Source organism: Pirellulales bacterium (assembly GCA_035656635.1).
Taxonomy (GTDB): Bacteria; Planctomycetota; Planctomycetia; order Pirellulales; family JADZDJ01; genus DATJYL01.
Genome location: DASRSD010000145.1, coordinates 1 through 25,050, shown reverse-complemented (window position 1 = coordinate 25,050; position 25,050 = coordinate 1). Strand labels below are relative to the sequence as shown.

The following is a 25,050-nucleotide window of genomic DNA, read 5'->3' as shown; positions in this document are numbered from 1 at the left end:
GATCGTTTACGCAATTTCGGAAGCACTTGCACCGTAAAGAGTTAGCATCGATTTTGCACTCGAACCGATTTCAGGAGTTCACTGTGGCCACTGTCGAAGCCAAAAAACTGCCGTATAAAGTTGCCGATCTCGCCCTGGCCGATTGGGGGCGCAAGGAAATTATGCTGGCCGAGAACGAAATGCCAGGCCTGATGTCGCTGCGGAAAAAATACGGCAAGAGTAAGCCGCTGGCCGGTGCCCGGATTGCCGGCTGCCTGCACATGACCATTCAGACGGCGGTGCTGATCGAAACGCTGGAAGAACTGGGCGCGAAAGTGACCTGGAGCAGTTGCAACATTTTCTCCACGCAAGACCATGCGGCGGCGGCCATCACCAAGAGAGGAACTTGCCCGGTGTTCGCTTGGAAAGGCGAGACGAACGAGGAGTTCGATTGGTGCATTGAGCAAACGCTGTTCTTCCCCGATGGCCAACCGCTGAATTTAATTTTGGACGACGGCGGCGACCTGACCGCGATGGTGCATCAAAAATATCCGGAGCTGTTGTCGGGCATCAAAGGGCTGAGCGAAGAAACCACGACCGGCGTGCATCGGCTGTACCAAATGCACGAACGGGGCGAGCTGAAAGTGCCCGCCATCAACGTGAACGACTCGGTCACCAAGAGCAAGTTCGACAACCTCTACGGCTGCCGCGAATCGCTGGCCGACGGCATCAAGCGGGCAACCGACATCATGGTGGCCGGCAAGGTAGTCGTGGTGGCCGGCTATGGCGACGTCGGCAAAGGGTGTGCCCATGCCATGCGTTCACTGGGCGCCCGGGTGATCGTCACCGAGATCGATCCCATCTGTGCGTTGCAAGCAGCGATGGAAGGTTACGAAGTGACCACCATGGACGAAGCCGCTTCGCGGGGAAATATTTTTGTGACGGCCACCGGCTGCCGCGACGTGATTTTGGGCCATCACATGGAAGCCATGCCCAACGACGCCATTGTGTGCAACATTGGGCACTTCGATTTGGAAATTGACATGGCCTGGCTGAACGGCCAGAAGAACGTGAAGAAGCTGGAGATTAAACCGCAGGTCGATCGGTACACGCTGCCCAGCGGCAAATCGATTTTGGTGTTGGCCGAAGGGCGGTTGGTGAACCTGGGGTGCGCGACGGGGCATCCGTCATTCGTGATGAGCAACAGCTTCACGAACCAAGTGATTGCTCAAATTGCCCTGTGGACCGAGCCGGAAAAATTCCCGCTGGGCGTGCACGTGCTGCCCAAGAAAATGGATGAGGAAGTAGCCCGGCTGCATCTGGACAAGCTGGGCGTGAAGCTCACGAAGCTTTCGACCAAGCAGGCCGACTACCTGGGCATTCCGCAAGAAGGGCCGTTCAAGCCGGAGTATTACCGGTACTAGTGCAGGGTTGCAATTGAGATTTAAAATTATCTCTCGCAATCGCCAAGTACATACTTCTGCCTGAAACTCTCGTTCGACTAATACTGTTCAGTCGTCCATACTCCGCCATGGGCTGGATTGCCAATTAGCCGTTGACGATTTGGATCGACAACCCAATCCATGGCTTCCAATGGTATCTGTCCAATTAGGACAGGACATCCGTCTGGTAATTCGTTCACTTCGACGATGCAATCCCGATCTTGAATCGTAACGCGAACACCGCTAAATACGCCTATCTCTCGTGCTCCTCCGGCTGTCATGGTACGTCTCTTACGGTGAAGTTTGAGCCCGAGTTTCTGGATCATGCTGATCGGCATGGAGAGAGTCGATGCGCCTGTGTCGACAAGTGCATCGGAAACTTCAATTCGTCGGATGTCAGCACCCGCAAGTTTGCCATTATCGGCCAGCGTGAGGTCTTCCAAGTTTTCAATCAACGCCGTAACCGTTACTCGGCCCATTGTGTCAATTCCCACGGCAGCCTCCATTGTTATCGCACAATGGCATTGTAACAGAAAATCAAGAGTTTGGCAGCATCGGCGGGGGTTTGACAGAGGGGCAGGGTTGGGAGATAAACGTGGCGCAAGAGGACGAAACCGCAAGCGGATTACTGACCGCGAAAACTGATTTCAACCTCAGTGCACTGACCACTGACCACCAATCACTACATGCCATGCCCACCATCGCTCCGTTCCGCGCACTTCGCTACGACCTGAAGCAGGTCGATTCGCTGTCGAACGTCATCTGCCCACCGTACGACGTGATCGATTCCGATTTGCAAAACAAACTCTACAAGCTGCATCCGGCGAATGTTGTTCGCATGGAATTGAATCGCGATGAGCCGGGGGATGGGGACATCAACAACCCGGATGCCAACCAGCGCTATTCTCGGGCGGCGAAGTTCCTAAAGAATTGGCGGAGCGAAGGCGTGCTGTACGAGGAGCCCAAGCCGGCGGTGTATGTGTATCATCAATCGTTTGAGTACGCCGGGAAAAAGCACACCCGGCGGGGCTTCATGGTGCGCTGTCGGCTGGAACGGTTTGGCGAGGGGGAAATTTATCCGCACGAGGAAACGCTCTCTGGGCCGAAGGCCGATCGGCTGTTGCTGACGCGCGCCTGTCGTGCCAACCTGAGCCAAATTTTTGGCCTGTATCCGGATGCAGAAAATGCCGCACAGGAATTGCTGGAACAGGCCGTGGCCGAGCAGACACCGGTGGAGGCGACCGATCACTTGGGCTTGGTGCACCGCATGTGGACGGTGACCGATGAGGCCGTGATCAAGCGGCTCACGGACCTGATGGAACCCAAGCCGATGTTCATTGCCGATGGGCATCATCGCTACGAAACGGCATGCAACTATCGAGACGAACTGGAGACCGCCGGCAAGCTGACGCCCGATCATCCGGCCAACTACGTGCTGATGATGTGCGTGGGCATGAACGACTCCGGCCTGTTGGTGCTCCCCACGCACAGGCTGTTTCGCGGACTGGCGGCAATGGATTCCAAACAGTTGGCGGACAAACTTGGCCCGCACTTCACAACCAGGGTGGCCGGGGAAGGGGCCGATTTAGCGCCGACCGTGTGGGACGAAATCGAAGCGGCCGAGCAGCAAGGCACGTTGGGTTTCTTCACCGGCCAGGATGAACGTTGGACCGTGGCCAAAGTAACCGAAGCGGGCCGCAAGCGGATGGCGGAAATTGCCGCCGAGCATTCGGCCGATTGGCAAGGCCTGGGCGTATCGCTGCTGCATCGCTTGGTCGTAGACACGCTGCTGGCCGCCAAGGATTTGCCCAAGCCCAAGTACGTGCACACGGTGGACGAAGTCGTGCAAAGTTTGGAACAGGGAGATGCCGCTACGCGCGATGCCACCGGGGTGATGGGGCAGGGGGGCCGGTTTGAATTCGCGGCCCTAGTGATGCCCGCCACGGTCGAGCATATTCGGCAGATCAGCCAGCACGGCGAACGGATGCCAGCGAAAAGCACATATTTCTATCCGAAACTGGTCAGCGGCCTGGTGATTAATCCGCTGGAGTGAATAAAAGGCAGAAAGCAGAAGGCAGAGGGCAGAATTCAAAAGCTACTGGTTTGGCTCCGCCTTCTACCTTCTATCTTCCGTCTTCTGCTTTCTGCATTCAGCTTTCTGCCTTCTGCATTTCCCCCCTGTTTCACGTGGAACCGGCTATCACGCCAGCAATGCTTGCATATTTTGGGTGTTTCACGTGGAACAGGCGCTTTTGTGGAACCGTAGGGTTTCACGTGAAACGTCCGGTTATGGGATATCCGCTGCCTTCGGCAAGCTCGTTATAACCTGACCCCGCGGCGGTCCGAAAAGCATTACGGCGGGGCTGACACCTTCTTGTCACTCCAGCGTTACAGCGCCACTGCTGGGTCACGGCTTTATCAGTTGGAAAAGGAATTCCCACGTGGGCCGAATTTTGTGTGTGGCAAATCAAAAGGGTGGCGTCGGCAAAACGACCACCGCGGTAAACCTGGCCGTCGGGCTGGCGCTCGGAGGGAGGCAGACCTTGCTGATCGATTTAGACCCGCAGTGCAACGCCACTAGCGGCGTCGGGCAAAAACCGGTCGCACGGCACCCGCTGGTTTCGCAAGCGCCCTGGAAGGAATCGCTGCTGCCAACGAAGTTGGCGAAATTGGAGCTGCTGCCGGGCAGTCGCAGCTTTCAAGATGTGGAAGCTTTGGCCGGTCCCAACAGCCAGGCGGCTACTTTGCGGCAGCACATGGCCAGCGGGTTGAGTTCGTACGATTTTGTGCTGATCGATTGTCCACCATCCTTGGGGCAACTGACGCGCACGGCTTTGGCCAACAGCACCGAAGTGGTCATGCCCATTCAATGCGAATACTTCGCCATGGAAGGCTTGGCCCAAATGATTGAAGTGATTCGCCAGGTGATGAAAGAAAAAGACCAGCGCCTGCAGTTTGGCGGCATCGTGCTGACGATGGTCGATGACAGCTTGGAATTGACCCGTGAGGTGGAGGATCAGGTGCGCGATTTTTTTGGAGAAATTGTGTACCGCACGGTCATTCCCCGCGACGTGGCGGTTTGCGAAGCCCCCAGCCACGGGTTGGCCGTGATTGAATACGCCCCTCGATCCCGCGGCGCCTGGGCTTACGTGGAACTTTGCCGCGAAGTGCTGGAAGCGGCGTAGGGAAATGCAGTGGGCGGCAGGCGGCCGGCAGAAAGCAGATTGCCAAATAAAAGTTTAGCCGCGACGCGCTAGCGGAGCGGGATTTTCAAAACAGCGAATCACTAAATCAAACTAACCCGGAGGTTTTTTCATGAGCACCACACGTCGACTGGGCCGCGGATTGGAAGCGCTGCTGGGCCATCCCTTTGGCAGCACGGGAGAAAACAACGAAAATGCACCGGCCGAGTCATCCACGCCAATTTCTGTCGAAGCGCTGGTTGCCGTGCAGCCCGAAGCCATTGCCGATACGCAACTGCCCAGCGGCATGACGCAGCTTAGCGTGTACGATATCGACGGCAGCCCACACCAGCCGCGCGACGATTTTAACGATGCCGACTTGGAATCGCTAACCCAAAGCTTGCGCGATCATGGGCTGATCCAGCCGATTGTGGTTCGCCGGTTGGGCGATCGGTATCAACTCATTGCCGGCGAACGTCGTTTACGCGCGGCCATTAAAGCCGGTTGGTCGCAGGTGCCGGCCCAAATTCGCGAGGCCGACGATCGGCAAGTGGCCGAGCTGGCCATCATCGAAAACTTGCAGCGCAAGGATTTGAACGCCATTGAAAAAGCGGCTTCGTTCCAGCAATATCTCAACAACTACGGCTGCACGCAGGAAGAGCTGGCCGGCCGATTGGCGGTCGACCGTTCCACCGTGGCCAATCTGATCCGTTTGTTGGAATTGCCCGAAGTGGTGCAGGAAGCCGTGTGCAAAGGCGCCATCAGTGCTGGGCACGCCCGGGCTTTGCTGCCGTTGGGCGATCAGCAGCGCCAAGCAGAATTTTGTGAAAAAATTAAAAATGAGGAATTGAGTGTCCGCACCACCGAGCAATTGGTGCAGGAAACGTTGGACCAAGCCGGCGAGGTGCAGTTGACGGTAGTGGATGAAAACGGCGAATCGCATCCGGCCGCAGCTTCGCGCCGACGAACCCGCAGCCGGCAAACGGCGTCGTTGGAGCAGGAGTTCAAAGGGGCGTTGGGCACCAAAGTGCAAATTAGCCAAACGGCCAAAGGCAAAGGGAAAATTGTGATCCACTTTGCCAACCACGACGAATTTGAACGCCTCCGCGGGCAGTTGACGCATGGCGTTCAGCCGCAAGCGCAAACGGGGTGAACCGCTAATTTCACCACGGAGGCACAGAGGCCACGGAGCGGAAAAGATTTTCGGAGAGCCGTTTAGCCGCGACGCGCAAGCGGAGCGGTCATTCGCTGGATCGCTTCAGTTCATGCGATTGTTTAATCGGCCATTAAGTGTTCACATGAACACTTAATGGCCGTTGTCATTTCTGGGTCAATCAGATAAGATTGCAGTTTCCTCCGGGGCGTAGCTCAGCCTGGCAGAGCGCTTGGTTTGGGACCAAGAGGCCGAAGGTTCAAATCCTTTCGCCCCGACTACTTACGACGATGCCTGTCAGAGTTCGTCAGAGATTAGCCGGAAGCGGGCACTTTGCAGCCTGGCAGAGCGCCAGCTTTGGGAGCTGGAAGTCGCAGGTTAAAATCCTGTCTCCCCGACCACGGGGGACATTCTACGGAAAGCCATAATGTCCTCTTTTCTCTCCAGGGGGGGTCGATGTGGCCGAAGAAACTTGATGGCTAGGCCAGCCATTAGAGCAGTGGCCTGTCAAGCAGGGAACTTCATTTTGGTTGGATGGCAACAAAGTCGAAGTCTATGTTGGTGGGATGATTTGCCATGTCCACTGTACAAACAGAGAAACCTTTGTTCGAGACGTTGTAAATCGATACCGCGTAGTTCGCAATGTAATCGGAAACGCGCGGCGTCACGACAACCTGCGGCGGTTTTGTAAATGGGGTAGGGTCGAACTTTACGTTTGTCTCGCCCGTCCGTGTGCCTGCATTCGTGGTCACACTGGGGCTTCCAGTTTGGAAATTGCCCGCCCTCACCGCACCCGTAGTAACAATTGGAAGAGTGAGCTGATCGAGGCTGTCTCGAATCTTATCACAGTCTGTCTTTGCAGTTTGTCTCATCTTCTCGATCTCATTGGTCGCTATCGCGGCAGCACCATTATTGATCGCTAACTTGGCGGCCGCGAACGCCGCTGTAAAAGCGGCGGCTGGCGTTACGATTAAACCGGCAATTCCGAATAGCCAAACCAAGAGGATTTTGGTTTGTTTGCGAACCAAAAAGTATTCACTGTTTAGATAGTCCAAGTCGTCGGTTGTTAGGGTTCTTGGCATGATATTTCACTCCGTTTCAGGTGAAAAAGCGGCGTCGCGATGAGCTACAAGCATACGTGAAATCAAAGGGCTTGGTATTGCATAGGATTGAGTGCCCACATGAAATGGCTGCCTTCATTTCAACGTCTCACTTCGCTTTAGGTTCTTCACGGTACGGTTTGCCCGCTTTGTAGAGTTCCAGCCGGGCGCGGAGGTCCTCGGGCTTTTTGTCGCTTTCGGACTCAAGCCCCAAATCAATCGCCTTAGTTTCCCATCTGATGGCAGAATCGTAGTCTCCTTTTGCTGCGTAGGCTGCGGCGAGAGTGTCAATTGGATCGGCAAATCGCCAATCGCTCAAGTCACAAGCCTTGGAGCCGGATTCGATGGCTTTTACTCCATCACGAAATTGCTCATCCGGGCAGGTCGCCAAAATCCAAGCGCGGTTGGCGTACGCCCAGTAGTGCTTTGGATCGAGACGAATCGCTTCATTATAATCCGCTATCGCTTTTTCGTAGCTTCCTTTGTGGCGATAGGCTTCTCCACGATCATTGCGGCACAGCGCATCGCCCGGAGCACGCCGGATCGCTTCATTGTAGTCGGTGATTGCAATGTCGTACTCGCCCTTGGCATTCCACATCATGCCTCGGTTGTTATAGAAATAGGCCCACGTGGGATAGAGCCGAATTGCTTCCCCTTCATCGGCGATGGCTTTATCTAATTCACCCATTTTTTTGCAAGCCCAAGCCCTGTTGTGATAATTGCGATAGTCATTGGGATCATTTTGGATTTTTGCGGTAAAGTATGCGATGGCTTGAGCCAGCGGCACCACATCTGCTTTCTGAATCCAACCGTGGCTCACCCAAAGCCAGTCGCCGTTGGTTTTGGTAACGGTGAATATGTCGCCAAGTTCAATGTGCGTGTTCACATCCTTGCCGCTCTCGGCCAGCTTGGCGTCCCAGGTTTTGACCATTACCTTGTCGCCAGGTTTGTAGGTCTGAGCATATGCGGCTGCCGAAAATAGGGACGATACGGAAATCGCTAAAAAGTAAATGCAAAACTTGCGGTGTCGCATTGATGTTCCTCAGTAGATATTGGATTGCATGATACAGTTTCACTTTTTTTCCAAATCTTCGGTGGGGTTTTTCCCGGTCTTGCACCAAGTGTTGAATTTAGCTTCATCCCAAAAGTTCACGGTTGGACTCACTTGGTTCCAATGGTCCCATGTTCGATTTGGATTAGCGGCGAGATCATGAGGAATTTTTTTATCATAGAATTCGTCAACCAAAAAAGTGTAAAAGACCGCGCCGTCTAGGTCCCTAGTTCCCTTAATTTGCCCCATGATGAAGCAGCGGTCGGGTTGCTTTTCCCCGCAATGCGGACACTTTTGGCCGAACGTTACAAGGTACTGCGGGCTATTTTCAGTCCAGACGCATTCCGAGTGCCGTGTGAAAGCGAAAGCGAGAGAGATGATACTGAGATTCGACGCAAGAAGTCCTAGTACAAATCCGACCGCCAGAACAATTAAGTAGCGAGGCGAACCGAACATGGTCGAATCTCCAGTTACGTGACGAGACGTTTGGGGACAAGAGAACTGCCAGGAAACGACAAACCGCACGGCAGCCCGGCATTCTAACAGTAGCCAAAAGAGGAGGCAACAATTCCGGCTAACCATTCCGAGGCCCGTTTAGGATATTGCAGTGGAAGGCTGAGTCCGCAAAAATACGGCTGAAAGCCCTGGCTTCTCACGTCAACGGAGATAATCCAATGCTGTATGTCGCAGGTCCAAATACTGGCATCTGGAAATTGCCCGACAATTTCAATCCCGCAAATGGATTCGTTCTTCCTCAGTTTCCATACGTCGCCAAGGCCGCAGGTGATCCGAACAGGTGGGGTTTCACCATCGCGTCGAAGCGCATCTTCGTGACCAATGGGGAGGGTCTTTTCTTTTGGAGTCAGAACGGTTGTCCGCTCACACCGATTCTAACATCGTTGATTGGACCAGGTGGGAATTCTGGACCACAGGCTGGGATTGCTGCGACGCTTGACGGAGTGCTATGGGCTTCCGGGAACAGCAGTCTTTGGAACTTGGTATGGAACCAGCAACTTAGCCAAGGTGACTACAGTCCGATAAAGCAACCTAACGGAGCAGGCGGACCCAATGAATTGTATTACCGCGCAGGCGTTCTCGTCTCCTGTGACAGCGATACGTTAAGGTTTGTTCGGACGAATGGGACTAACCGATTGAACGTGGGCGACTTGATGCGTGGTATTACTGGCATTGAACTCGGCCTACAACCAATTGGCGGCGTGCCGTATACACCGATGGCAGTCTACGTAACTGGTGAAACGATACTTCGCGTCACGGTCGGCTGGTCTAACAACAATGACGTTCAGAACAACATTCAGTATGCAAATAGTCGAGTATTTGAGTTGGAAATCGAAAATCTAGCGGCGAGTCCGGGCACACCGGCGCATTTCAACGTCACGAACAACTGGCAAATTACCGGCCAAATATGGGGCGTGACTCGCGCAAATTCGGATTTGATCGTGGCGCTACTCGGTCGTGGTTGCGTGAGAAACGTGACTCAGAATTATGACGTTTTCCTGCCCAACGAGGACTACGCGAAATGGATACAGTGGGTTCCAGACAACGAAGCTCCGTAGCACCAAACCAGCTACGGAGAGCGCTTGATTCCTGACCAAGCGCTCTAGTTGCATCGCGTTTGAAGTTGAGTACGATATACGCGACGTCAGAGAATGTCAGAGCTTGGTTGTGACGAACAGTGACGAATAAGCACTTAGAGTGACGAAGGAATGAGACGCAAAATCGGCAAGAATTAACGCAACTATTTATCTGTTAAAGCGTTATCCTCTTCCGCAGGTCGCCTAGAGTTTGACATTTGGGACCAAGAGGCCGAAGGTTCAAATCCTTTCGCCCCGACTGACAGTAAATTGCCGAAAGGTCATTTTCTTAGACCCGGAGCCAGCCGCGGAAGCCTCTGCCTGAGTAGTAAGACTGCGGTCCGTTATGACACACGAAGACGTGGTCGTAGCGGCGATCACAAAACAGGGCGCCGCCAAGTTTTCTAATAGCAGAAGGTGTTTTTACCCAGCTCGATGTTTTCGCATCGAAGACGCCAAGCTTCTGCAGTTGACGATATTCTTCTTCCGTCAACAGCTCGATGCCCATCGCGGCTGCCATGTCAATTACGTTGGCTGATGCATCCGGTCTTCCTTTAATGTTCGCCTTCTGGGCCTCTCGGTCGTAACAAACATTTCTACGGCCTTGGGGACTTTCCGCTGAACAATCATAAAAAATGAATTCGCTCGTCTTTTTTTCACGACCAACGACGTCCGGTTCACCGCCAGTACGTTCCATTTCATGGAGCGACCAGAGTTTTTCGGTATTGGCTTCCAGCTTTGCCTCGACATTAGCCCACTTGAGACCTTGATGACGGTTCATGTTTTTCTCAAATCGGGCTTTCAATGCTCGGAGGAGTTCCTCGCATTGCTTTGGTGACAGCTTTTTGGACGTTTTGCCAGCCATTGTAACTTCTCCTAATTGATCAATTCTAACCAGGCGGATGTGCGCTGCGACGAATACCGATCCTTTCGACCGTCTTAAAGGATCTAGTATAATTCACCTGCTTTGGTGCATTTTGGCATGAGCGATTTATTGGGAGATGAGTATGAGATTGACCGCTGTGTTGACGGTTTTGTTGACCGTGACATCGGTGGCTGCCCAAACGGCAATGCCCACAAGGCCACCAATTACGGGCCTCTCGCACATTGCATTGTACTGCCACGACCTCGATCAGTCGCGGGCGTTTTATAAAGACTTCTTGGGATTTGACGAACCGTATTCGTTGAAAAACCCCGACGGCACGCTGCACCTAACGTTCATCAAAATCAACGATCGACAAAGCATCGAGCTATTTCCGGAAAAGGAGCCGAATACCGATCGGCTGTATCATATTGCGCTGGAGACCGACGATGCCGAAGCAATGCGGCAGTATCTCGCCGCGCAAGGCGTCAAAGTACCGGACCAAACGCCCAAGGGGAGAATCGGCAATGCGAATTATTTCATTACCGATCCGGACGGTCGCACGGTGGAAATTGTGCAGTACTTGCCGGACGGCATGACGGTGCAAAACAAAGGCAAGTTTTTGCCCGACACGCGCATTTCGAAAACTCTGGCGCACGTGGCATTTTGGAGGGGAACCTGGAAGCCGCCAAGCAATTTTACGAGGGAACTCTGGGCTGCAAAGAATTTTGGCGGGGAGCGAAAAGCCCGGACGCTTTGTCGTGGGTGAACGAACGAGTGCCCGAGGGCACTGGATATTTGGAACTGATGCTGTACGCGCAGCTACCCGATGCCGATAAGCGCGGCGGCCAGCACCATTTGTGTCTGGAAGTTCCCGACGTGGAAGCGGCGCAGAAAACTTTGGAAGGGCGGGCCGAAAAAATCAATTACACGCGGCCCATGCAAATTCAGACGGGCGTGAATCGCAAGCGGCAAATGAATATTTACGATCCCGACGGCACGAGAGTGGAATTGATGGAGCCGCAAACGATTGACGGCGTGCCGGCTCCATCATCGATGGCTCCGCTTCCGCATCCGACACAAAAGCCCTGAGTTTGCGGCCGGCGGCGAGAATACAATGTTCGTTGAGATCAGCCCTGGGTTGAAATATTCCACTGCGTGGCGGCGGTTGAGGGGCCTGCCATGCAGCGATCGCTAGCTTATGATGAACGAACGAAATAGTTTATCCCGCGTACTTCCCCAAAGGGCAAGATTGCTTCGGAAATAGCGAACAGCAAGAGAGTGGTCGCTCCAGAAGCATTGGCATCCTCATTTTCTTGATGACGGAATGTTGACAATTCGCAAGTCTCACGGCGAATGATTTATGCGTCTGCTTGTCGCCTGTCCGCAATGCAAGCGCCAGTATGATGCAACCCAACTCGGGGTGGGCACGCGCTTCCATTGCCGTTGTGGGCAAGTACTCACGGTGCAATCGCCGCAGGCCCATGCCGCGGCGGTGACGTGCTGTTCGCACTGCGGTGCCCCACGGCCAGAAGGCGCGCTGAGCTGCGCCTATTGCGGGGCCGAGTTTACACTGCACGATCGCGATTTGGATACCGTTTGCCCGCACTGCTTTGCGCGGGTGAGCAACCAGGCTCGGTTTTGCGAGTTTTGCGGAACGGCGATTCATCCGGAAATGTCGGCGGGCGAAACTTCGCAGTTGATTTGTCCAGCCTGCGGCGAAGGGCACACCCTTACCAGCCGGGCCTACGGCAACGTTTCTGCCCTGGAGTGCCAGCGCTGTGCCGGTTTGTGGCTGAGCAACGAAGCATTCAAGCAGCTCACCGACCAGGCAGCGAAGGAAGGCGTGCAGAACGATCCGCGTTGGACGCCAGCGCTGGCTCGCGCGCCGCAAGTCGACGTGCCCCTTCCCCACGATGGCGTACATTACCGACCGTGCGTGATGTGCCATCAACTGATGTTGAAGCAAAATTACAGCCATAGCGGCGTACTCGTTGATGTGTGCGGCAAGCACGGAGTATGGCTTGATGCGGATGCCTTGCCGCGGATTATCGATTGGATTCATGCCGGCGGACTGGTGTGGATGAACAACCAAGCGGCGCAGCGGCAGGCCGCAGAGCAAGCCCGACAGCAATCCCAGGCCAAGGCGGAGGCGGAATTGATTGAAAGCAATATTCAGCCTGCTCGTCCCTCCCGAAATTTTGACTTGGGAGGGAGCGTGGTGGCACGAATTATTCGCTGGGTGCTGGGCATTTTCTCCTGAGCCTGGCACTGATGCTGGCTGCCGTTCCGGAAAGCGCATGGTCGCGGGAAAATCTACATGCACATTGCCATGCGGCGCCCCAGGGCAGGGTTTTTACCGGAATTCTCTGTTGATCGCCCTCGATCTTGCAATTCCGGGGACGCTTTTGTTGGCCTACGAATTCCTGGGCTCGTAGCATGCACGGCAGAAATCAACACCAACCTGCGAGCTAGTTTCCGGCATAGGCGGAAATATCCCAGACACGCAGCGTGGCGTCGTCGGCCACGGAAACCAATTTGTTTCCATCGGGTAAAAAGAAGAGATTGCGGATGGGCTGGAAGTGGCCGAAAAAGCCGTGCAACTCCTTGCCGGTGGCGACATCCCAGAGTTGCACTTTGGCGGAATCGCCGGCGGTGGCCAATAGTTTATCGTCGGACGAAAAAGCGATGACCAATGTTTCGCCGCCGACATGCCGGAGGGTAGAGATGTTCGCTTTCGCTTGCCAATCGTAAATGGTCACACGGCGGTCCGCATTCAGGTAAGCGAATTTCAAGCCATTGTGGGAGGTGGCCAGGGCCTTGCCGCTGACGTATTTGGCGGCGGCGTCCGGCAGCTTGTCGATTTGTTTTCTCGAGGGGACGTCCCATAGCGTGACGCCGTCGTTTTTTGTGGCCACCGCCAAAGTTTTTCCGTCGGCGGTGAAAACAACGCCCATAACTTCAGAAGGCAGATTGAGCGTGTCGGCGTGCGCTTCCAGCGGAATTTTTCGCAAGCAGACGAGGCGATCTTTCCCGCCGCTGGCCAGCAGCGCGCCATCGGGAGAAAACGCCAATGCTTGAATCACGTCGTTATGTCCCAGCAGGGCCGCGAAATCTTGCTGGCCTTTGGAAAAATCGCACAATTCCAGGCCAAACGAAAGACCGGCCCGCACGCCCGCTTGCGCCTGAGCAATGGGTCCGCCGGCTACGGCAATCATGGGCTCGCTGGGATGCAGCGCCATGACGGTTGAATCGCGACCGAACGTCGGCTCCTGGCGGAACGGCTGCCACGTACTGGTGTCCCAGAAGCGGAATTGAATTCCGTAACCATCCCCTTCGGTCACCAAATAACGTCCGTCCGCCGACAGCGCCGCACAAGAAACGCCCTTGGGATCGACGACAATCAACTTTTCCTCGTCGCCAGCAGCCTCGTCGGCCTCGGCCCACTTTTGCCAACGGCGCAATTGTATTCCCGAACCCAATAGGTTGACCTCTTGCCGATGGAACCCCAAAATCGGCAGCGCTTTGGCGGCGATTTCGTGATCGTACTTCAGCAGGGCCAGCATGCCTGCCCGACCGGCGATGTAACTGGAATCGTCGTATGTTTCCAACAGCGGTTTCAGGCCGCGCTTGATGCGATTCCAATCGAGCTGCATTTCGGCAAAGTAATCGGTCGTGTTATAGCCTGCCAGCGATAAGGCAATGCGGGCATACACTTCGTCGCCGCGGTCCAAAAGCGTATCGCACGTGTCGCTGGCCCAGTCGGCCAATTCACCATTTGCGCCACTCCAGCGCGGCAGCCGAGCGGAAGCCGCCTGCTCGTACAATGGGAAGTAAAACGGGTCGATGTCGGTTCCCTTTTTGAAAGCCGCATCCATTTGCTCGCGGGGAAGACTAATGCCCATGCAAATGATCATTTGAATGCGATACAGTTCCGGATCTTTCTCGTCCAGTTTTTCGGCGTCTGCAATGACGTCCAGCGCCGCATTCAACTTTTCGTGAAAAGTGCGCCACCCTTCCTGAGTAACCGTGCTCGCCCAGCCGCTGCCTCGCGCCGCCCAGCCTTCGCTCACCAAAGCCTCGGCTTTCTCGACCAGTGGCGCAATAGAATCGGGCTTTGCAGTGTGCCACTCGTCCAGCAGAGCCTGAAAAGCGGCCCAATCGTTATCTTTCGGCAGGTTGAGGTTGATGTAGAACGCCGACAGCGTCGATTCGCCACTGGCAAAGCAGCCGCGCGTTTTGCGATATTCGTCGGCCTTGGCTGTGAGTTTGTCGAATTGCTTGTCTTGCAGCCATTGGCGCGTTTCGTTCGCGGCGGTCCACACGTCATCTTCCGGCCGTTCGCGCAGGCAATTCACGTCCCACAAATACAATTTACCGTTGACGTGCCCCGTCAGCGATTGGTGCTGCCGAAGCGCAAACGTGGTTGCCGTTACGGCGGAAACCGGCATGGGAAATTGTCCGGCGAATTGCTCGTCCTTAGCGCGCCAGAATTCAATGGCACCGTCGCCGCCGAGCAGCGCAAAGTAATCGCTGCCGATCGGCAGCACTCGTTCGATGTTGGACAAGCTGCTGACGTGCATCACACGGATGGAGGTGTCGAACTTATCAGAATCGGGAATTTGTGCCGCCGTGCAAAAGGTGTGATGGGTGGCCGTCAGCAGGAACTTGCCGTTAGTGGAAATGGCGAAATTCCGGTTCGGGCTGGCGCTTTGCAGAGTAACTTTTTCCAGCGGCGTCCAATCGCCGACCGACCAGCGGCAGACATCAAGAAAATCGCCGGTGGCCCACAATGTTTTTCCATCAGGGCTGAACCGAATGGAAAACAGAGGGCCGGTTGCGGCCGGATGTTTTGGCAGCGGCGTGCATTGCGGCGATGCATCGGTCAGCTTCCAGGTATAAGCGTTGCCCGCGTCGTCCAGCGCCACGACGTAGTTGCGGTCGACCGTGACGCCCAAATGAACGATGCAGCTCGTTGGGCCTGCTAACGATTGCTCCACGGTTCCCGTTTCCAAATTGCAAACATACAGAACTTTACTGGATCCGGCCGTGATGACTTGTTTGCTGCCTGCGAGAACGACCAACGCTTTTAATTGGCCCTCCAGGCCCGTGATGCTGCGCACTTCGCGACCGTCTTCCAATTGCCACAGCCGCAAAGTTCCGTCATCGGAGCAGGAAACCGCTTGTTTGCCATCAGGAGGAACAAATTGCACGCTGTTGATGCGATCGTGATGCCCCACCAGTTCGCGCAGCGGCTTGATATTTTTCTTGGCTTGCTTGTCGACATTGAATTCGTGTGGTGGGGCCGGCGCGGGTTCTAAAAACTCGGCTGGCGATTGAGCTGCCGATTGTGCGCACAGTGCCAAACTAACCGCCAACAGCAAGGCGGCGTGCAACCACCGTCGCGCACACAGGCCAAAATTGCAGAAATGGACGATGGAGGGGCCCATGATGGCACCGGAATGTGCGATGAAGAGCGGGTGACAGCAGCGATTCAATCTACCCCACCGTTAGAATGGTTTTCAAGCATTGCCCTCGATATTCCTCGATTAAAATGCGTGGAAACGCCGTCGAATTGGCAGGCATCGCCCGGCAAATCGCTGCCGAAGCTACTATGCAAAATCGTCGCGAAAAAAGTTCTTTCTTTCCCCACCAGAATGTGTTACTGTATTGCCTAATCGGATTAGCTGCGGCTGGAACCCGCGGCGCAACAGATGGAGGCAACTGTGAAGAGGCACCGTGTCGGATCGTACTCTGTCCGCGCATATTTTCTTTCTTTGCGCACAGCCCGGCGGTTGTTTACCGCGGGAATTGTTTTGTTGGCGGCTGTTCTGGCGCCGACGTGGGTTCAGGCGTCATCGATCAGCTTCGCCCAATTTGCGGAAGCGAATCCGGGCGGAAATTTATTTTCCTATCTGGATAACAGCACCGAGGCGCAATTTGGCACCAGCACTGGCGGACCGCTGGGCGCCACCGTTCCTGTGAACTTCACTTATCTGACTGTCGGGGGCTCGCTGCCGGCCGATTTGTTGGGAAATCAGAATGCCACACTGAGCATGACTTCCAGCACCAAAGGCGCGACCACGCTGCTGGGCGGAATTGTTGGAAATCAAATGCTTACCGGGGCCGGAACACTAAGCGACACCATTACCATTACCCGCAACTTGCCGGCGGCGGAAGGCAACAACACGCGCACCAACTTGCTCACGTTAACTTTCACCGGGCAACTGCTGGGGGTGATTAACGGCCGTACGCCGCAGCTCAGCAGCGACACCGGATTAGGAGCTGCATTCACAGTGACTTACAGTTCCGACTTTTTAACATTCAATAATTCGGCGGAGAAAGATTTTTCGCTGACGTTCAGCTCCTGGACCAACACTGGCGATGGCAACGGTCTAGCGCAAGACCTTATCAGTGGTTTCTTCGCCTCCGCCAATGCCAGCGGTGCCGGCACATTTGACGGAACCGCCACCGTGCCGGAGCCCGCAACCTGGCTGCTTGGCACGATTGGCGTGGGCCTGCTGCTCATTGCCAGGAAGCAGTTTCGGCTGCTGACCTTGGCGAAATGCCTTGTCCATTGCTAACGGCCGGTTTCTTGGCAGCAGGGCCGCGGTTACAATGAGTGGGTCTCTTGAAGTTCGCCTTTCGGCGACCTGGAACTCAACTCATTCACCGGCCGCAGCATGGTAGAAGTCACTACGACGGCGAAAAAAATTATCGCCAATGTCGAACAAGCGATTGTCGGCAAGCGGCAACAAATTGTGCTTTCGCTTGTCGCCTGGTTTTCCGAAGGGCATATTCTGCTGGAAGATGTCCCCGGTGTCGCCAAAACCATGCTAGCCCGGGCGTTGGCGGCGAGCATTGGCTGCTCGTTCAAGCGTATTCAGTGTACGCCCGACCTGTTGCCAACCGACGTGACGGGCGTTTCGGTGTTCAACCAGAAATCGACGGAGTTTGAATTCCGGCCGGGCCCCATTTTCGCGCAACTGGTGCTGGCCGACGAAATCAATCGCGCCACGCCCCGCACGCAGGCGGCATTGCTGGAAGCGATGGCCGAAAGCCGCGTCACGGTGGACGGCCAAACCCACACACTTGCGCCGCCGTTTTTGGTCATCGGCACGCAAAATCCCATCGATCATGAGGGGACATTTCCCCTGCCCGAAGCACAATTGGACCGGTTTCTGATACGGTTCAGCCTGGGTTACCCCACGCCGGAAGAAGAAATCAAAATGTTGGATATGTTGAAGCAGGTGCATCCGCTCTCACAATTGAAAGCGGTGACGTCAGCCGAGGAAATAATTGCCTGCCAACAAGCCGTGCGGCAAATTCATGTCGACGACAAAGTGCGGCGGTACATTGTGGAAATCATCCACCGCACCAGGCAGAACGAAGATTTAGCACTGGGAGCCAGTCCCCGGGCATCGCTGGCGCTGTTTCGCGCATCGCAAGCCATGGCGGCTATGCTGGGAAGGAATTTTGTTCAGCCCGATGACATCAAGCGCGTGGCCACGGCCATTTTGGTGCACCGTGTGATTTTGCGTCCCGAAAGCCGGCTCAGAAAAATCACCGCGGCCAAAGTCATCGAAGAGACCATTAGCGAAACGCCTGTACCGACCATGCAGCCCCAAACCGGGCGCGCGGTGTTTGAGCCGTAGTTTGAAATCGAATCGACAAGGCAATTGCCATGCGTTGGTTTGCCGGCGCCGTATTGATCTTGCTGTTTTCGCTGGCTTTCGGCCTGGGCCTGCTGACTTATGCCATGTACGCGCTATTGGGCATTATGTTAGTCAGCCGCGTGCTTAGCCGGGTGTGGATTGAAAGTCTGGCGGCGCAGAGAGAGTGCAATCGCCTTTCGGCCAGCATTGGCGATCGGGTGGCCGTGAACATCAGCGTGCAAAATCGGGGCGCGATACCCATTGCGTGGCTGCTGATGGAAGATTTGCTTCCCATCGCAGCGCTAATTTACAAGCCGCCCAACTTGGGCGTCGAAGGACGCCGCTTGCAACTGCTGATGCTCCGTAGCCGTGGTCGGGGCATCTTGCTCTATACGCTCCAGTGCAATCGCCGCGGATATTATCAAATTGGACCGCTCGTGCTGGAAACGGGAGATTTGTTCGGCCTGCACCGGCGGTATCGGGTAGCCACCGAGCCGCATTTTTTGCTCGTGTATCCGCAAGTGATTCCACTTTCGGGTTACGACATTGCTTCGCGCCGGCCGATTGGCGAAATTCGCTTGCAGCATCGGCTGTACGAGGACCCAACGCGGATTGGCGGTGTACGGCGATATGAGGCGGGCGATCCGATGAACCGTGTTCATTGGCGCGCCACCGCCCGAACCGGTGTGCTGCACAGCAAGGTGTACGAGGCATCGACCATTGCCGGGGCGACGTTGCTTTTGGATTTTCATAAAGATTCCTACGCTGCCAAAGATGAACCGTATCGATCGGAACTGGCGATTACGGCGACCGCTTCGCTAGCCAATTCGGTGTACGAAATGGGGCAGCAAATCGGCTTCATTTGCAATGGGCGTGACGCCGCCGACCGCATTCGGCAAGAAGGCTGGTCCGCGGACGATTACCGTACTCGCAGCGCTGCTCGAAAGGCCGCGGGCATGCTCGAAAAGAGCGATCGCTTGCAGCCGCTGGTGATTCCCACACGGCGCGGGCCCGAACAATTGATGCAGATTTTGCAAACCTTGGCTCGGGCGGAATTGACCGACGGATTTGATTTTGCGCATCTGGTCACGGAAACCATCAGCCGCATGCCGCGTGACGCCACGGTGGTGGCGATTTTGCCCACGGCCAGCGCAGCGACCATTTTGGCGCTGCAAATGCTGCATCGCCGCGGCTTTGCCGTTTCGGCGATTTTGAATTTTTACGACGATTACGAATTTGGCGTAGCCGCCGCCACACTGACGGCTAGCGGCATCAGCGTACAGCATTTGAAAGATGAAGTTTCGGTCACCGATGTTTGCCGACAGTTTGCACTCCGCTGAGAAATTGCCATGGTTCGCCGCTTCAAACCAACGCTGTTCGATTACATGGTGATCGCCATTAACCCGGCGCTCATCATGATGCTGATTGGCAGCCTGATTTATTTTCTGCTGGAAATGTTTTACCAAGGGCAATATCCCGGGCGGCTGCACTATTGTTTGACGCTGTTCATCTTTGCCGCAGTGCTTGTCTCGCGAATTTCGATGGAAGAAGGGTGGGATCATGCGGCCCCGTTTGGCGCGGCCTTGGCCATCGTTATTTGTTTGGCAATGCACCGGTTTGTGAGTTACGACGGAAGCCGCTTCGAAACGATCGGCTGGCTCATTAATTACGGGCTGATTGCCATTATTTGGTGGTGCGCCATTCAACTCACGTGGGACTGCACGCTGATTGACGAAACGCAGGACGCTTCCGGCGAAGGGCTGCTGCAAGCCGTGGGATTGGATCGGGAGAGCCGCGGTGATCAAGCTGAAACCGACGTTGCGGAAAAAACAAATGAAACCGCGGGAAGCGAATCTACAAAGCCGCGACCGGTGGTCGCGCCAGCCGAAGCTGAAAAGAAAGCCCACGGTCAGCCAACGGATCGCCCGTTCGACGACGACATGGCCTGGTCGACCGAGAAAAAGCCCGCAAAAAAACCTGCTAAAAAATCCAGTGATGAAAAATCGTGGTGGGATAAATTTCTGGAACGCCGCCGCCGCCCTCATGCGCCGGGCGTGTGGGTTGTGTATTTCTCATTAGCGGCGCTGCCGATTTTCGGCATCGGTCAGGTTTTCATTCCCACGACCAACACCGGCAGCCGCAGATATACGTTCGTGTTGTTGTGCGTGTACGTGGCCACCGGCCTGGGATTGCTGATGACCACCAGCTTCTTGGGCTTGCGGCGATATTTACGGCAGCGGCGCCTGGAGATGCCGCTGGCCATGGCGAACACGTGGTTAATTACAGGCACCGTGTTAATTATCTGCCTACTCGTGATCACGATGTTGCTGCCACGGCCGAATGCGGAATATGCCATTTCGCAAATGCCGCTCGCTGCTGGATCGACGGAGCACGATTCGTCGCGAATGGCCGTCGGAAAAGAAGGCACGCGCGATGATCAGGCGAAAAACGCCTCCGGCGAGCGCAGCCGGCCCGAAAACGATGAGCAAGCCAGCGAGCAAAAGCAAAGTGGCTCGGGAACTAGCAGCACGAGCAAAAATCAATCGGGCGCGCCGGCTAATGGCGAGTCGAAACTTGCCGGTGGTAAATCGGGCGATGGTAAAAAAGGCGACTCGCAATCGGGAAAATCTGACGGCGGAAGCGGCAAGAGCGAAGCGTCAAAAGAGAGTCAGTCGACCGCCTCCAGCGGCGAGAAAGCGAAAAGTTCACAAGCCCAGTCCAGCTCAGAAAACCAGTCCAGCGCAGAAAAATCGAACAGCTCGCAGACGGCCCAATCGCAAAATCTGCAGGAGCAAAAGTCGGATCAATCGAAGCAGGAATCGAGCCAATCACAAGGGGAAACTTCGCCGCCGGAAACGCCGTCCACGCCCGATGTTTCGTTCGTTAGCGATTCGCTGGCGGCGCTTTTTAAATGGATATTTTACGGTGCGGTCATTCTGACTGCGGCGTGGTGGGCCTGGCAGCATCGAGAGGAATTGCTGGCCTGGCTGCTGGCGTTTCTCACAGGCTGGCGCGATTTGTGGGGGCTGTTGGGCCGACGGCGAGATCGCAAACAAGCAGAGGTGATTCCGCCGGCCCCGCGGCATAAATCTTTTTACGATTACACCGATCCGTTTGCTTCCGGCCAGGCCGGACAGTTTTCTCCCGCCGAGCTTGTGCGTTACACATTCGAAGCCTTTGAAGCCTGGGCCCGAGACAACGGCTGGCCACGCGACGCCGACCAAACCGCCTACGAGTTCGCGCGGAAAGTGGGGGGCCATGCGGAAGAAGTCGCGAAGCCGGCCCGCGCGTTGGCCGAATTGTACAGCCGTGCCGCTTATGCCCCGGGCACACTGCCGGCTGCGAGCGTGGAGCATTTGCGCTCTTTGTGGCAAACTCTGCGCGAGCGCCAGCCCGTAGGGTATTGAACCCAGCTGCATGCGAGAGAATTGTGTCTAGACGGTTTCAACGCGGATGCATCGCTTGTACAATCCGAGAGTTAGGCAGCAACTAATGTGGCGCATTTTATTTGGGGAGTCGGCCATGAAATATTTTTCGCTTGGCTTGGCGGCGTTGTTGGTGATTGGCGTGTGCGGAAAGGCAGGCGCGGCAGGGGAAGACGATTATTACAAGCTGGGACCCGATTCATCGCCGCAGGAAGGCGTGCCGAAGGGAAAACTGGTTGGGCCGCTAAAGCTTCCCAGCGAAGTGTTTCCCGGCACCAGCCACACGTACTGGGTGTATGTGCCAGCCCAATACGATCCGACGAAGCCGGCCAGTCTGATGATTTTTAACGACGGGCAGGCGATGGTCGACATGGGCGAAAAGGCCAGTGTTCGGGCGCCCAACGTGCTGGACAACTTGATTTTTCGGCGCGAGCTGCCGGTGATGATTGCCGTGTTCATCAATCCCGGCCACACGCCGGAGCAGCCCGAGCCCACGCCCAAAGATTGGGGAGACCGGAACACAAATCGCCCGGCCGAATATAACGATTTGAACGACAAATATGCGCGGGCGATTGTCGATGAACTACTGCCGGTGCTGTACAAGGAATACAACCTATCGCGCGATCCCGATCAGCACGGCATCGCCGGCGCCAGTTCCGGCGGCATTGCGGCATTCACCGTGGCCTGGGAGCGCCCGGAAGTGTTCCACAAAGTGATTACTATCGTGGGGAGCTTCACCGATTTGCGCGGTCCCGGCAGCGGCAGTAGTTATGCGGACAAGGTTTTGGCCAGCGAGAAAAAGCCGATTCGCATTTTTATGCAGGATGGCCGCAACGATCACCGAGGCGAGGGGCGCAATGGAGGCCCATACGATCAAAGCAGAGATTGGTTTTATCAAAATGTGCGGTTGGCCGAAGCGCTCACAAAAAAAGGGTACGACGTAAATTATGCCTGGGGCATTGGATTGCACGGGCAGAAACAAGGAGGCGCCATTTTGCCCGACATGCTGCGCTGGCTGTGGCGCGATCATGCGGTATCGACCGACGCCACCGACAAATTGGAACGGTCGTTCAATCAGGCCGTAAGCAATGACGCGGCAGTGCCTGCACAATCGGCCGATGCGAAAAATGATTCCGCTGCGGCGAAAACCGATGTGGCCGCTCCAAACGGAAAGTGAGTGGGAAAGGCGACATGAAACGTATTGCCCTGGCCTGGATTGGGATAATCGTGGCGTGTTGCTGCGCGATCGCATCGGAAAAACAGCTGGCTCCGACGGGCCTGATGTGCGAATTGCTTTCGAAGCGAGATTTGGCCGGAGCGCAAGATGTCACCGGTATTGACAATCCGAAGCCGCAACTGGGCTGGATTGTGCCGCTGACCAAGCCCAACGATCGACAAACTGCCTACCAGATTTTGGTCGCATCCAGTCAAGATTTGCTCGACCGCAATCAAGGCGATGTATGGGATAGCGGCAAGGTTGATTCGTCGGCTTCACTTAGTGTCGAGTTTGCCGGCAAGCCGCTGGCGGCCAACACGAATTATTTTTGGAAGGTGCGGACTTGGAATCATGACGATGCGCCCAGCACCTGGTCAGCATCGCAGATATTTCGCACCGGATCGAATCTTGATCGGTATAAAACGCCCACCTTCGAGCCGCTGCCGCGGGAAATTGCCGCAGTGAAGGTGGAATCGACCGGGCCGCACAGCTATTTCATCGATTTCGGCCAGGCGGCATTCGGTTTTTTGCGGTTGAATATTGATGTTCCAGCGGCGGAACAAACGCTGACGGTGCGTTTTGGAGAAAAGCTGAAATCGCCGAATGAAATTGACCGCAAACCCGGCGGCACGATTCGATATTCCGAAGCGAAAGTGGAATTGTCGCCTAAAAAAAAATCGTACGACGTGCATCCGCAGGCCGACAAGCGAAACACCACAGGCGCCGCAATCAAATTGCCTGCCGCCACCGGGGTGCTTACGCCGTTTCGGTATGTGGAAATTGAAGATTGCCCGGTGGAGTTAATCACGGCGAATGTGCGGCAAGTGATGGTGGCCTACCCCTTCGATGAGCAGGCGGCGCAGTTTTCTTGCAGCGACGAGCGGCTGAACAAAATTTGGGAGTTGTGCAAGCACACCATTGAAGCCACCACGTTTGCGGGAACGTACATTGACGGCGATCGAGAGCGAATTCCCTACGAGGCCGATGCGTACATTAATCAGATCGATCATTATGTGCTGGACCGCGAATACGCACTGGCCCGGCATAGCCATGAGTATTTGCTGGAGCACCCCACCTGGCCCACGGAGTGGAAATTCCATTCAATTTTCATGGCCTGGGCCGACTACCTGTACACCGGCAACTGCGAATCACTGGCCCACAATTATGCCTCGCTGCAAAAGAAAACTCTCCAAGACCGGGCCCGGCCCGACGGTTTACTCGGCAGCAATAAGCAGCAGGTCAGCCACGACGATATTGTCGATTGGCCAACAGGCGAGCGCGATGGCTTTGTGCACACGCCGGTGAATGCGGTCGTGAACGCCTTTTACTACCGCTCGCTGGTGTTGATGGGCCAAATTGCCGAAGCCTTGGGAAAAACGGACGATGCGGCGCATTACAAAGCGATGGCGCAGCAGGTTTACGATGCGTTCAATAAGATGTTCTTCAATGCGCAGCGCGGCGTGTATGTGGATGGGGAAGGGACCGATCACGCGTCGCTGCACACCAATATGTTCGCGCTAGATTTTGGATTGGTGCCCCAGGAACATCAGGCAACGGTCGTCGATTTCATCAAAACCCGCGGTATGGCTTGCAGTGTTTACGGTGCCCAATATTTGCTGGAAGCGTTGTACGAAGCGGGGCAGGCCGATTACGCCTGCCAATTGATGACCGATCCCGGCCCACGCGGCTGGCTACACATGCTCGACTTGGGCTCGACGATGACGTTGGAAGCGTGGGACATGCAATTCAAGCCGAATTTGGATTGGAACCATGCCTGGGGCGCGGCGCCGGCGAATATTATTTCGCGCTATTTGATTGGCGTCCGGCCGGTAGCGCCGGGCTTTGAAAAGGTGATGATACAGCCGCAATTGGGACCGCTGAAATGGGCCGAGGCCACCGTGCCCACGATTCGCGGGCCGATTCACGTACGCATCGACAAGGCCGAACATGGTGGAATGACGTTGCAGGTTTCGCTTCCCGCCAACATGACGGCGCGGGTGGGATTGCCAGCGAGCGGAAAATCAGAACAGATGCTCGTCAACGGGAAGCCGCAAAAAGGGACGCTCGAAGACAGTACGCTGTGGATCGACGACGTCGGCAGCGGCGAAAATAAATTCCAACTGTCGCCGTAAGAATCGCACCTGTCTGATCACACTCAGGCTTTCTTGCTGGACGAGCTTTTGGCGGCTAACACCCGCTCGATTTCTTCCGCTGACATGCCGCGGGAAATCATTTCGTGCTTGAGCTCAGCATCTAGTGCCGTCGTCGGTTAATTGTAGCGGCATCCACAGTGTTGGAGGTAGTTGCGGCATTCGCTTTCGGTGAATAGATCGAGTACTTTGCCGCAGAGTTGCCAAAGTTTGTCGGTGGTTCGCTGGGCACCATCGCGGAGC

General features: G+C 55.5%; 20 protein-coding genes and 1 tRNA gene. 15 read left to right on the top strand and 6 right to left on the bottom strand.

Annotated features, from left to right (window positions below; all coding sequences use genetic code 11):
* Nucleotides 1-83: 83 nt before the first annotated feature.
* Nucleotides 84-1,403, top strand: coding sequence for an adenosylhomocysteinase (gene ahcY, locus VFE46_13790; GenBank protein ID HZZ29065.1), 1,320 nt, complete (start codon nucleotides 84-86; stop codon nucleotides 1,401-1,403).
* Between the two features lie 77 nt (nucleotides 1,404-1,480).
* Here the strand turns inward: ahcY and VFE46_13785 are convergent, their stop codons facing one another.
* Nucleotides 1,481-1,915 carry an aspartyl protease family protein gene (locus VFE46_13785; protein ID HZZ29064.1) on the bottom strand — a complete coding sequence of 145 codons (435 nt, stop codon included), beginning with the start codon at nucleotides 1,913-1,915 and terminating at the stop codon, nucleotides 1,481-1,483.
* Between the two features lie 197 nt (nucleotides 1,916-2,112).
* Here VFE46_13785 and VFE46_13780 point away from each other — a divergent pair, with 197 nt between their 5' ends.
* From VFE46_13780 to VFE46_13765, 4 genes are all read left to right on the top strand, one after another.
* Nucleotides 2,113-3,474, top strand: coding sequence for a DUF1015 domain-containing protein (locus VFE46_13780; GenBank protein ID HZZ29063.1), 1,362 nt, complete (start codon nucleotides 2,113-2,115; stop codon nucleotides 3,472-3,474).
* A 388-nt stretch (nucleotides 3,475-3,862) separates the two neighbouring features.
* Nucleotides 3,863-4,606 (top strand): ParA family protein, encoded by a 744-nt coding sequence (locus VFE46_13775; protein HZZ29062.1) that lies wholly within the window; start codon nucleotides 3,863-3,865, stop codon nucleotides 4,604-4,606.
* A 130-nt stretch (nucleotides 4,607-4,736) separates the two neighbouring features.
* Entirely contained in the window at nucleotides 4,737-5,756 is a 1,020-nt protein-coding gene (locus VFE46_13770) for a ParB/RepB/Spo0J family partition protein (GenBank protein HZZ29061.1), read from the top strand.
* A 204-nt stretch (nucleotides 5,757-5,960) separates the two neighbouring features.
* A tRNA-Pro gene (locus VFE46_13765) sits at nucleotides 5,961-6,034 on the top strand.
* Nucleotides 6,035-6,277: 243 nt separating this feature from the next.
* Here VFE46_13765 and VFE46_13760 read toward each other — a convergent pair.
* The 3 genes from VFE46_13760 to VFE46_13750 form a co-directional block, all read right to left on the bottom strand.
* A complete protein-coding gene (locus tag VFE46_13760; protein ID HZZ29060.1) occupies nucleotides 6,278-6,838 on the bottom strand; it encodes an H-type lectin domain-containing protein in 561 nt (186 codons plus the stop codon).
* Nucleotides 6,839-6,965: 127 nt separating this feature from the next.
* On the bottom strand, nucleotides 6,966-7,889 hold the full coding sequence (locus VFE46_13755; GenBank protein HZZ29059.1) for a tetratricopeptide repeat protein: 924 nt from the start codon (nucleotides 7,887-7,889) through the stop codon (nucleotides 6,966-6,968).
* 39 nt (nucleotides 7,890-7,928) lie between these two features.
* On the bottom strand, nucleotides 7,929-8,363 hold the full coding sequence (locus tag VFE46_13750) for a hypothetical protein (GenBank protein ID HZZ29058.1): 435 nt from the start codon (nucleotides 8,361-8,363) through the stop codon (nucleotides 7,929-7,931).
* Between the two features lie 218 nt (nucleotides 8,364-8,581).
* Here VFE46_13750 and VFE46_13745 point away from each other — a divergent pair, with 218 nt between their 5' ends.
* Nucleotides 8,582-9,481 (top strand): hypothetical protein, encoded by a 900-nt coding sequence (locus VFE46_13745; GenBank protein ID HZZ29057.1) that lies wholly within the window; start codon nucleotides 8,582-8,584, stop codon nucleotides 9,479-9,481.
* A 307-nt stretch (nucleotides 9,482-9,788) separates the two neighbouring features.
* On the opposite strand, the gene VFE46_13740 is transcribed toward VFE46_13745, so the two are convergent.
* A complete protein-coding gene (locus tag VFE46_13740; protein HZZ29056.1) occupies nucleotides 9,789-10,364 on the bottom strand; it encodes a DUF4256 domain-containing protein in 576 nt (191 codons plus the stop codon).
* A gap of 142 nt (nucleotides 10,365-10,506) precedes the next feature.
* Between VFE46_13740 and VFE46_13735 the strand changes: the two genes are divergently transcribed.
* The 3 genes from VFE46_13735 (at nucleotide 10,507) to VFE46_13725 (ending at nucleotide 12,624) form a co-directional block, all read left to right on the top strand.
* Entirely contained in the window at nucleotides 10,507-11,130 is a 624-nt protein-coding gene (locus VFE46_13735) for a VOC family protein (protein ID HZZ29055.1), read from the top strand.
* A complete protein-coding gene (locus tag VFE46_13730) occupies nucleotides 11,028-11,453 on the top strand; it encodes a VOC family protein (protein HZZ29054.1) in 426 nt (141 codons plus the stop codon). Before VFE46_13735 ends, VFE46_13730 begins: the two co-directional genes overlap by 103 nt.
* A gap of 271 nt (nucleotides 11,454-11,724) precedes the next feature.
* Entirely contained in the window at nucleotides 11,725-12,624 is a 900-nt protein-coding gene (locus VFE46_13725; protein ID HZZ29053.1) for a zinc ribbon domain-containing protein, read from the top strand.
* A gap of 208 nt (nucleotides 12,625-12,832) precedes the next feature.
* On the opposite strand, the gene VFE46_13720 is transcribed toward VFE46_13725, so the two are convergent.
* Complete coding sequence (locus tag VFE46_13720; GenBank protein HZZ29052.1) at nucleotides 12,833-15,811, bottom strand: WD40 repeat domain-containing protein; 2,979 nt, start codon at nucleotides 15,809-15,811, stop codon at nucleotides 12,833-12,835.
* Between the two features lie 276 nt (nucleotides 15,812-16,087).
* Here VFE46_13720 and VFE46_13715 point away from each other — a divergent pair, with 276 nt between their 5' ends.
* The 6 genes from VFE46_13715 (at nucleotide 16,088) to VFE46_13690 (ending at nucleotide 24,789) form a co-directional block, all read left to right on the top strand.
* Complete coding sequence (locus VFE46_13715) at nucleotides 16,088-16,945, top strand: PEP-CTERM sorting domain-containing protein (GenBank protein HZZ29051.1); 858 nt, start codon at nucleotides 16,088-16,090, stop codon at nucleotides 16,943-16,945.
* A gap of 99 nt (nucleotides 16,946-17,044) precedes the next feature.
* Nucleotides 17,045-18,016, top strand: coding sequence for a MoxR family ATPase (locus VFE46_13710; GenBank protein ID HZZ29050.1), 972 nt, complete (start codon nucleotides 17,045-17,047; stop codon nucleotides 18,014-18,016).
* Nucleotides 18,017-18,045: 29 nt separating this feature from the next.
* Nucleotides 18,046-19,356, top strand: a complete 1,311-nt coding sequence (locus VFE46_13705; protein ID HZZ29049.1) for a DUF58 domain-containing protein — start codon at nucleotides 18,046-18,048, stop codon at nucleotides 19,354-19,356.
* Nucleotides 19,357-19,365: 9 nt separating this feature from the next.
* Nucleotides 19,366-21,423, top strand: coding sequence for a DUF4129 domain-containing protein (locus VFE46_13700; GenBank protein ID HZZ29048.1), 2,058 nt, complete (start codon nucleotides 19,366-19,368; stop codon nucleotides 21,421-21,423).
* A gap of 115 nt (nucleotides 21,424-21,538) precedes the next feature.
* A complete protein-coding gene (locus VFE46_13695) occupies nucleotides 21,539-22,618 on the top strand; it encodes an alpha/beta hydrolase-fold protein (protein ID HZZ29047.1) in 1,080 nt (359 codons plus the stop codon).
* Nucleotides 22,619-22,632: 14 nt separating this feature from the next.
* Nucleotides 22,633-24,789 (top strand): family 78 glycoside hydrolase catalytic domain, encoded by a 2,157-nt coding sequence (locus tag VFE46_13690; protein HZZ29046.1) that lies wholly within the window; start codon nucleotides 22,633-22,635, stop codon nucleotides 24,787-24,789.
* Nucleotides 24,790-25,050 lie beyond the last annotated feature (261 nt).

Bases quoted from the DNA above. Each gene is read 5' to 3' on its own strand.
- VFE46_13725 (HZZ29053.1), top strand. From the start codon at position 11,725: ATGCGTCTGCTTGTCGCCTGTCCGCAATGCAAGCGCCAGTATGATGCA.
- VFE46_13705 (HZZ29049.1), top strand. From the start codon at position 18,046: ATGCGTTGGTTTGCCGGCGCCGTATTGATCTTGCTGTTTTCGCTGGCT.
- VFE46_13755 (HZZ29059.1), bottom strand. From the start codon at position 7,889: ATGCGACACCGCAAGTTTTGCATTTACTTTTTAGCGATTTCCGTATCG.
- VFE46_13740 (HZZ29056.1), bottom strand. From the start codon at position 10,364: ATGGCTGGCAAAACGTCCAAAAAGCTGTCACCAAAGCAATGCGAGGAA.
- VFE46_13760 (HZZ29060.1), bottom strand. From the start codon at position 6,838: ATGCCAAGAACCCTAACAACCGACGACTTGGACTATCTAAACAGTGAA.
- VFE46_13690 (HZZ29046.1), top strand. From the start codon at position 22,633: ATGAAACGTATTGCCCTGGCCTGGATTGGGATAATCGTGGCGTGTTGC.
- VFE46_13770 (HZZ29061.1), top strand. From the start codon at position 4,737: ATGAGCACCACACGTCGACTGGGCCGCGGATTGGAAGCGCTGCTGGGC.
- VFE46_13735 (HZZ29055.1), top strand. From the start codon at position 10,507: ATGAGATTGACCGCTGTGTTGACGGTTTTGTTGACCGTGACATCGGTG.
- VFE46_13710 (HZZ29050.1), top strand. From the start codon at position 17,045: ATGGTAGAAGTCACTACGACGGCGAAAAAAATTATCGCCAATGTCGAA.
- VFE46_13750 (HZZ29058.1), bottom strand. From the start codon at position 8,363: ATGTTCGGTTCGCCTCGCTACTTAATTGTTCTGGCGGTCGGATTTGTA.
- VFE46_13695 (HZZ29047.1), top strand. From the start codon at position 21,539: ATGAAATATTTTTCGCTTGGCTTGGCGGCGTTGTTGGTGATTGGCGTG.
- VFE46_13745 (HZZ29057.1), top strand. From the start codon at position 8,582: ATGCTGTATGTCGCAGGTCCAAATACTGGCATCTGGAAATTGCCCGAC.
- VFE46_13780 (HZZ29063.1), top strand. From the start codon at position 2,113: ATGCCCACCATCGCTCCGTTCCGCGCACTTCGCTACGACCTGAAGCAG.
- VFE46_13720 (HZZ29052.1), bottom strand. From the start codon at position 15,811: ATGGGCCCCTCCATCGTCCATTTCTGCAATTTTGGCCTGTGTGCGCGA.
- VFE46_13700 (HZZ29048.1), top strand. From the start codon at position 19,366: ATGGTTCGCCGCTTCAAACCAACGCTGTTCGATTACATGGTGATCGCC.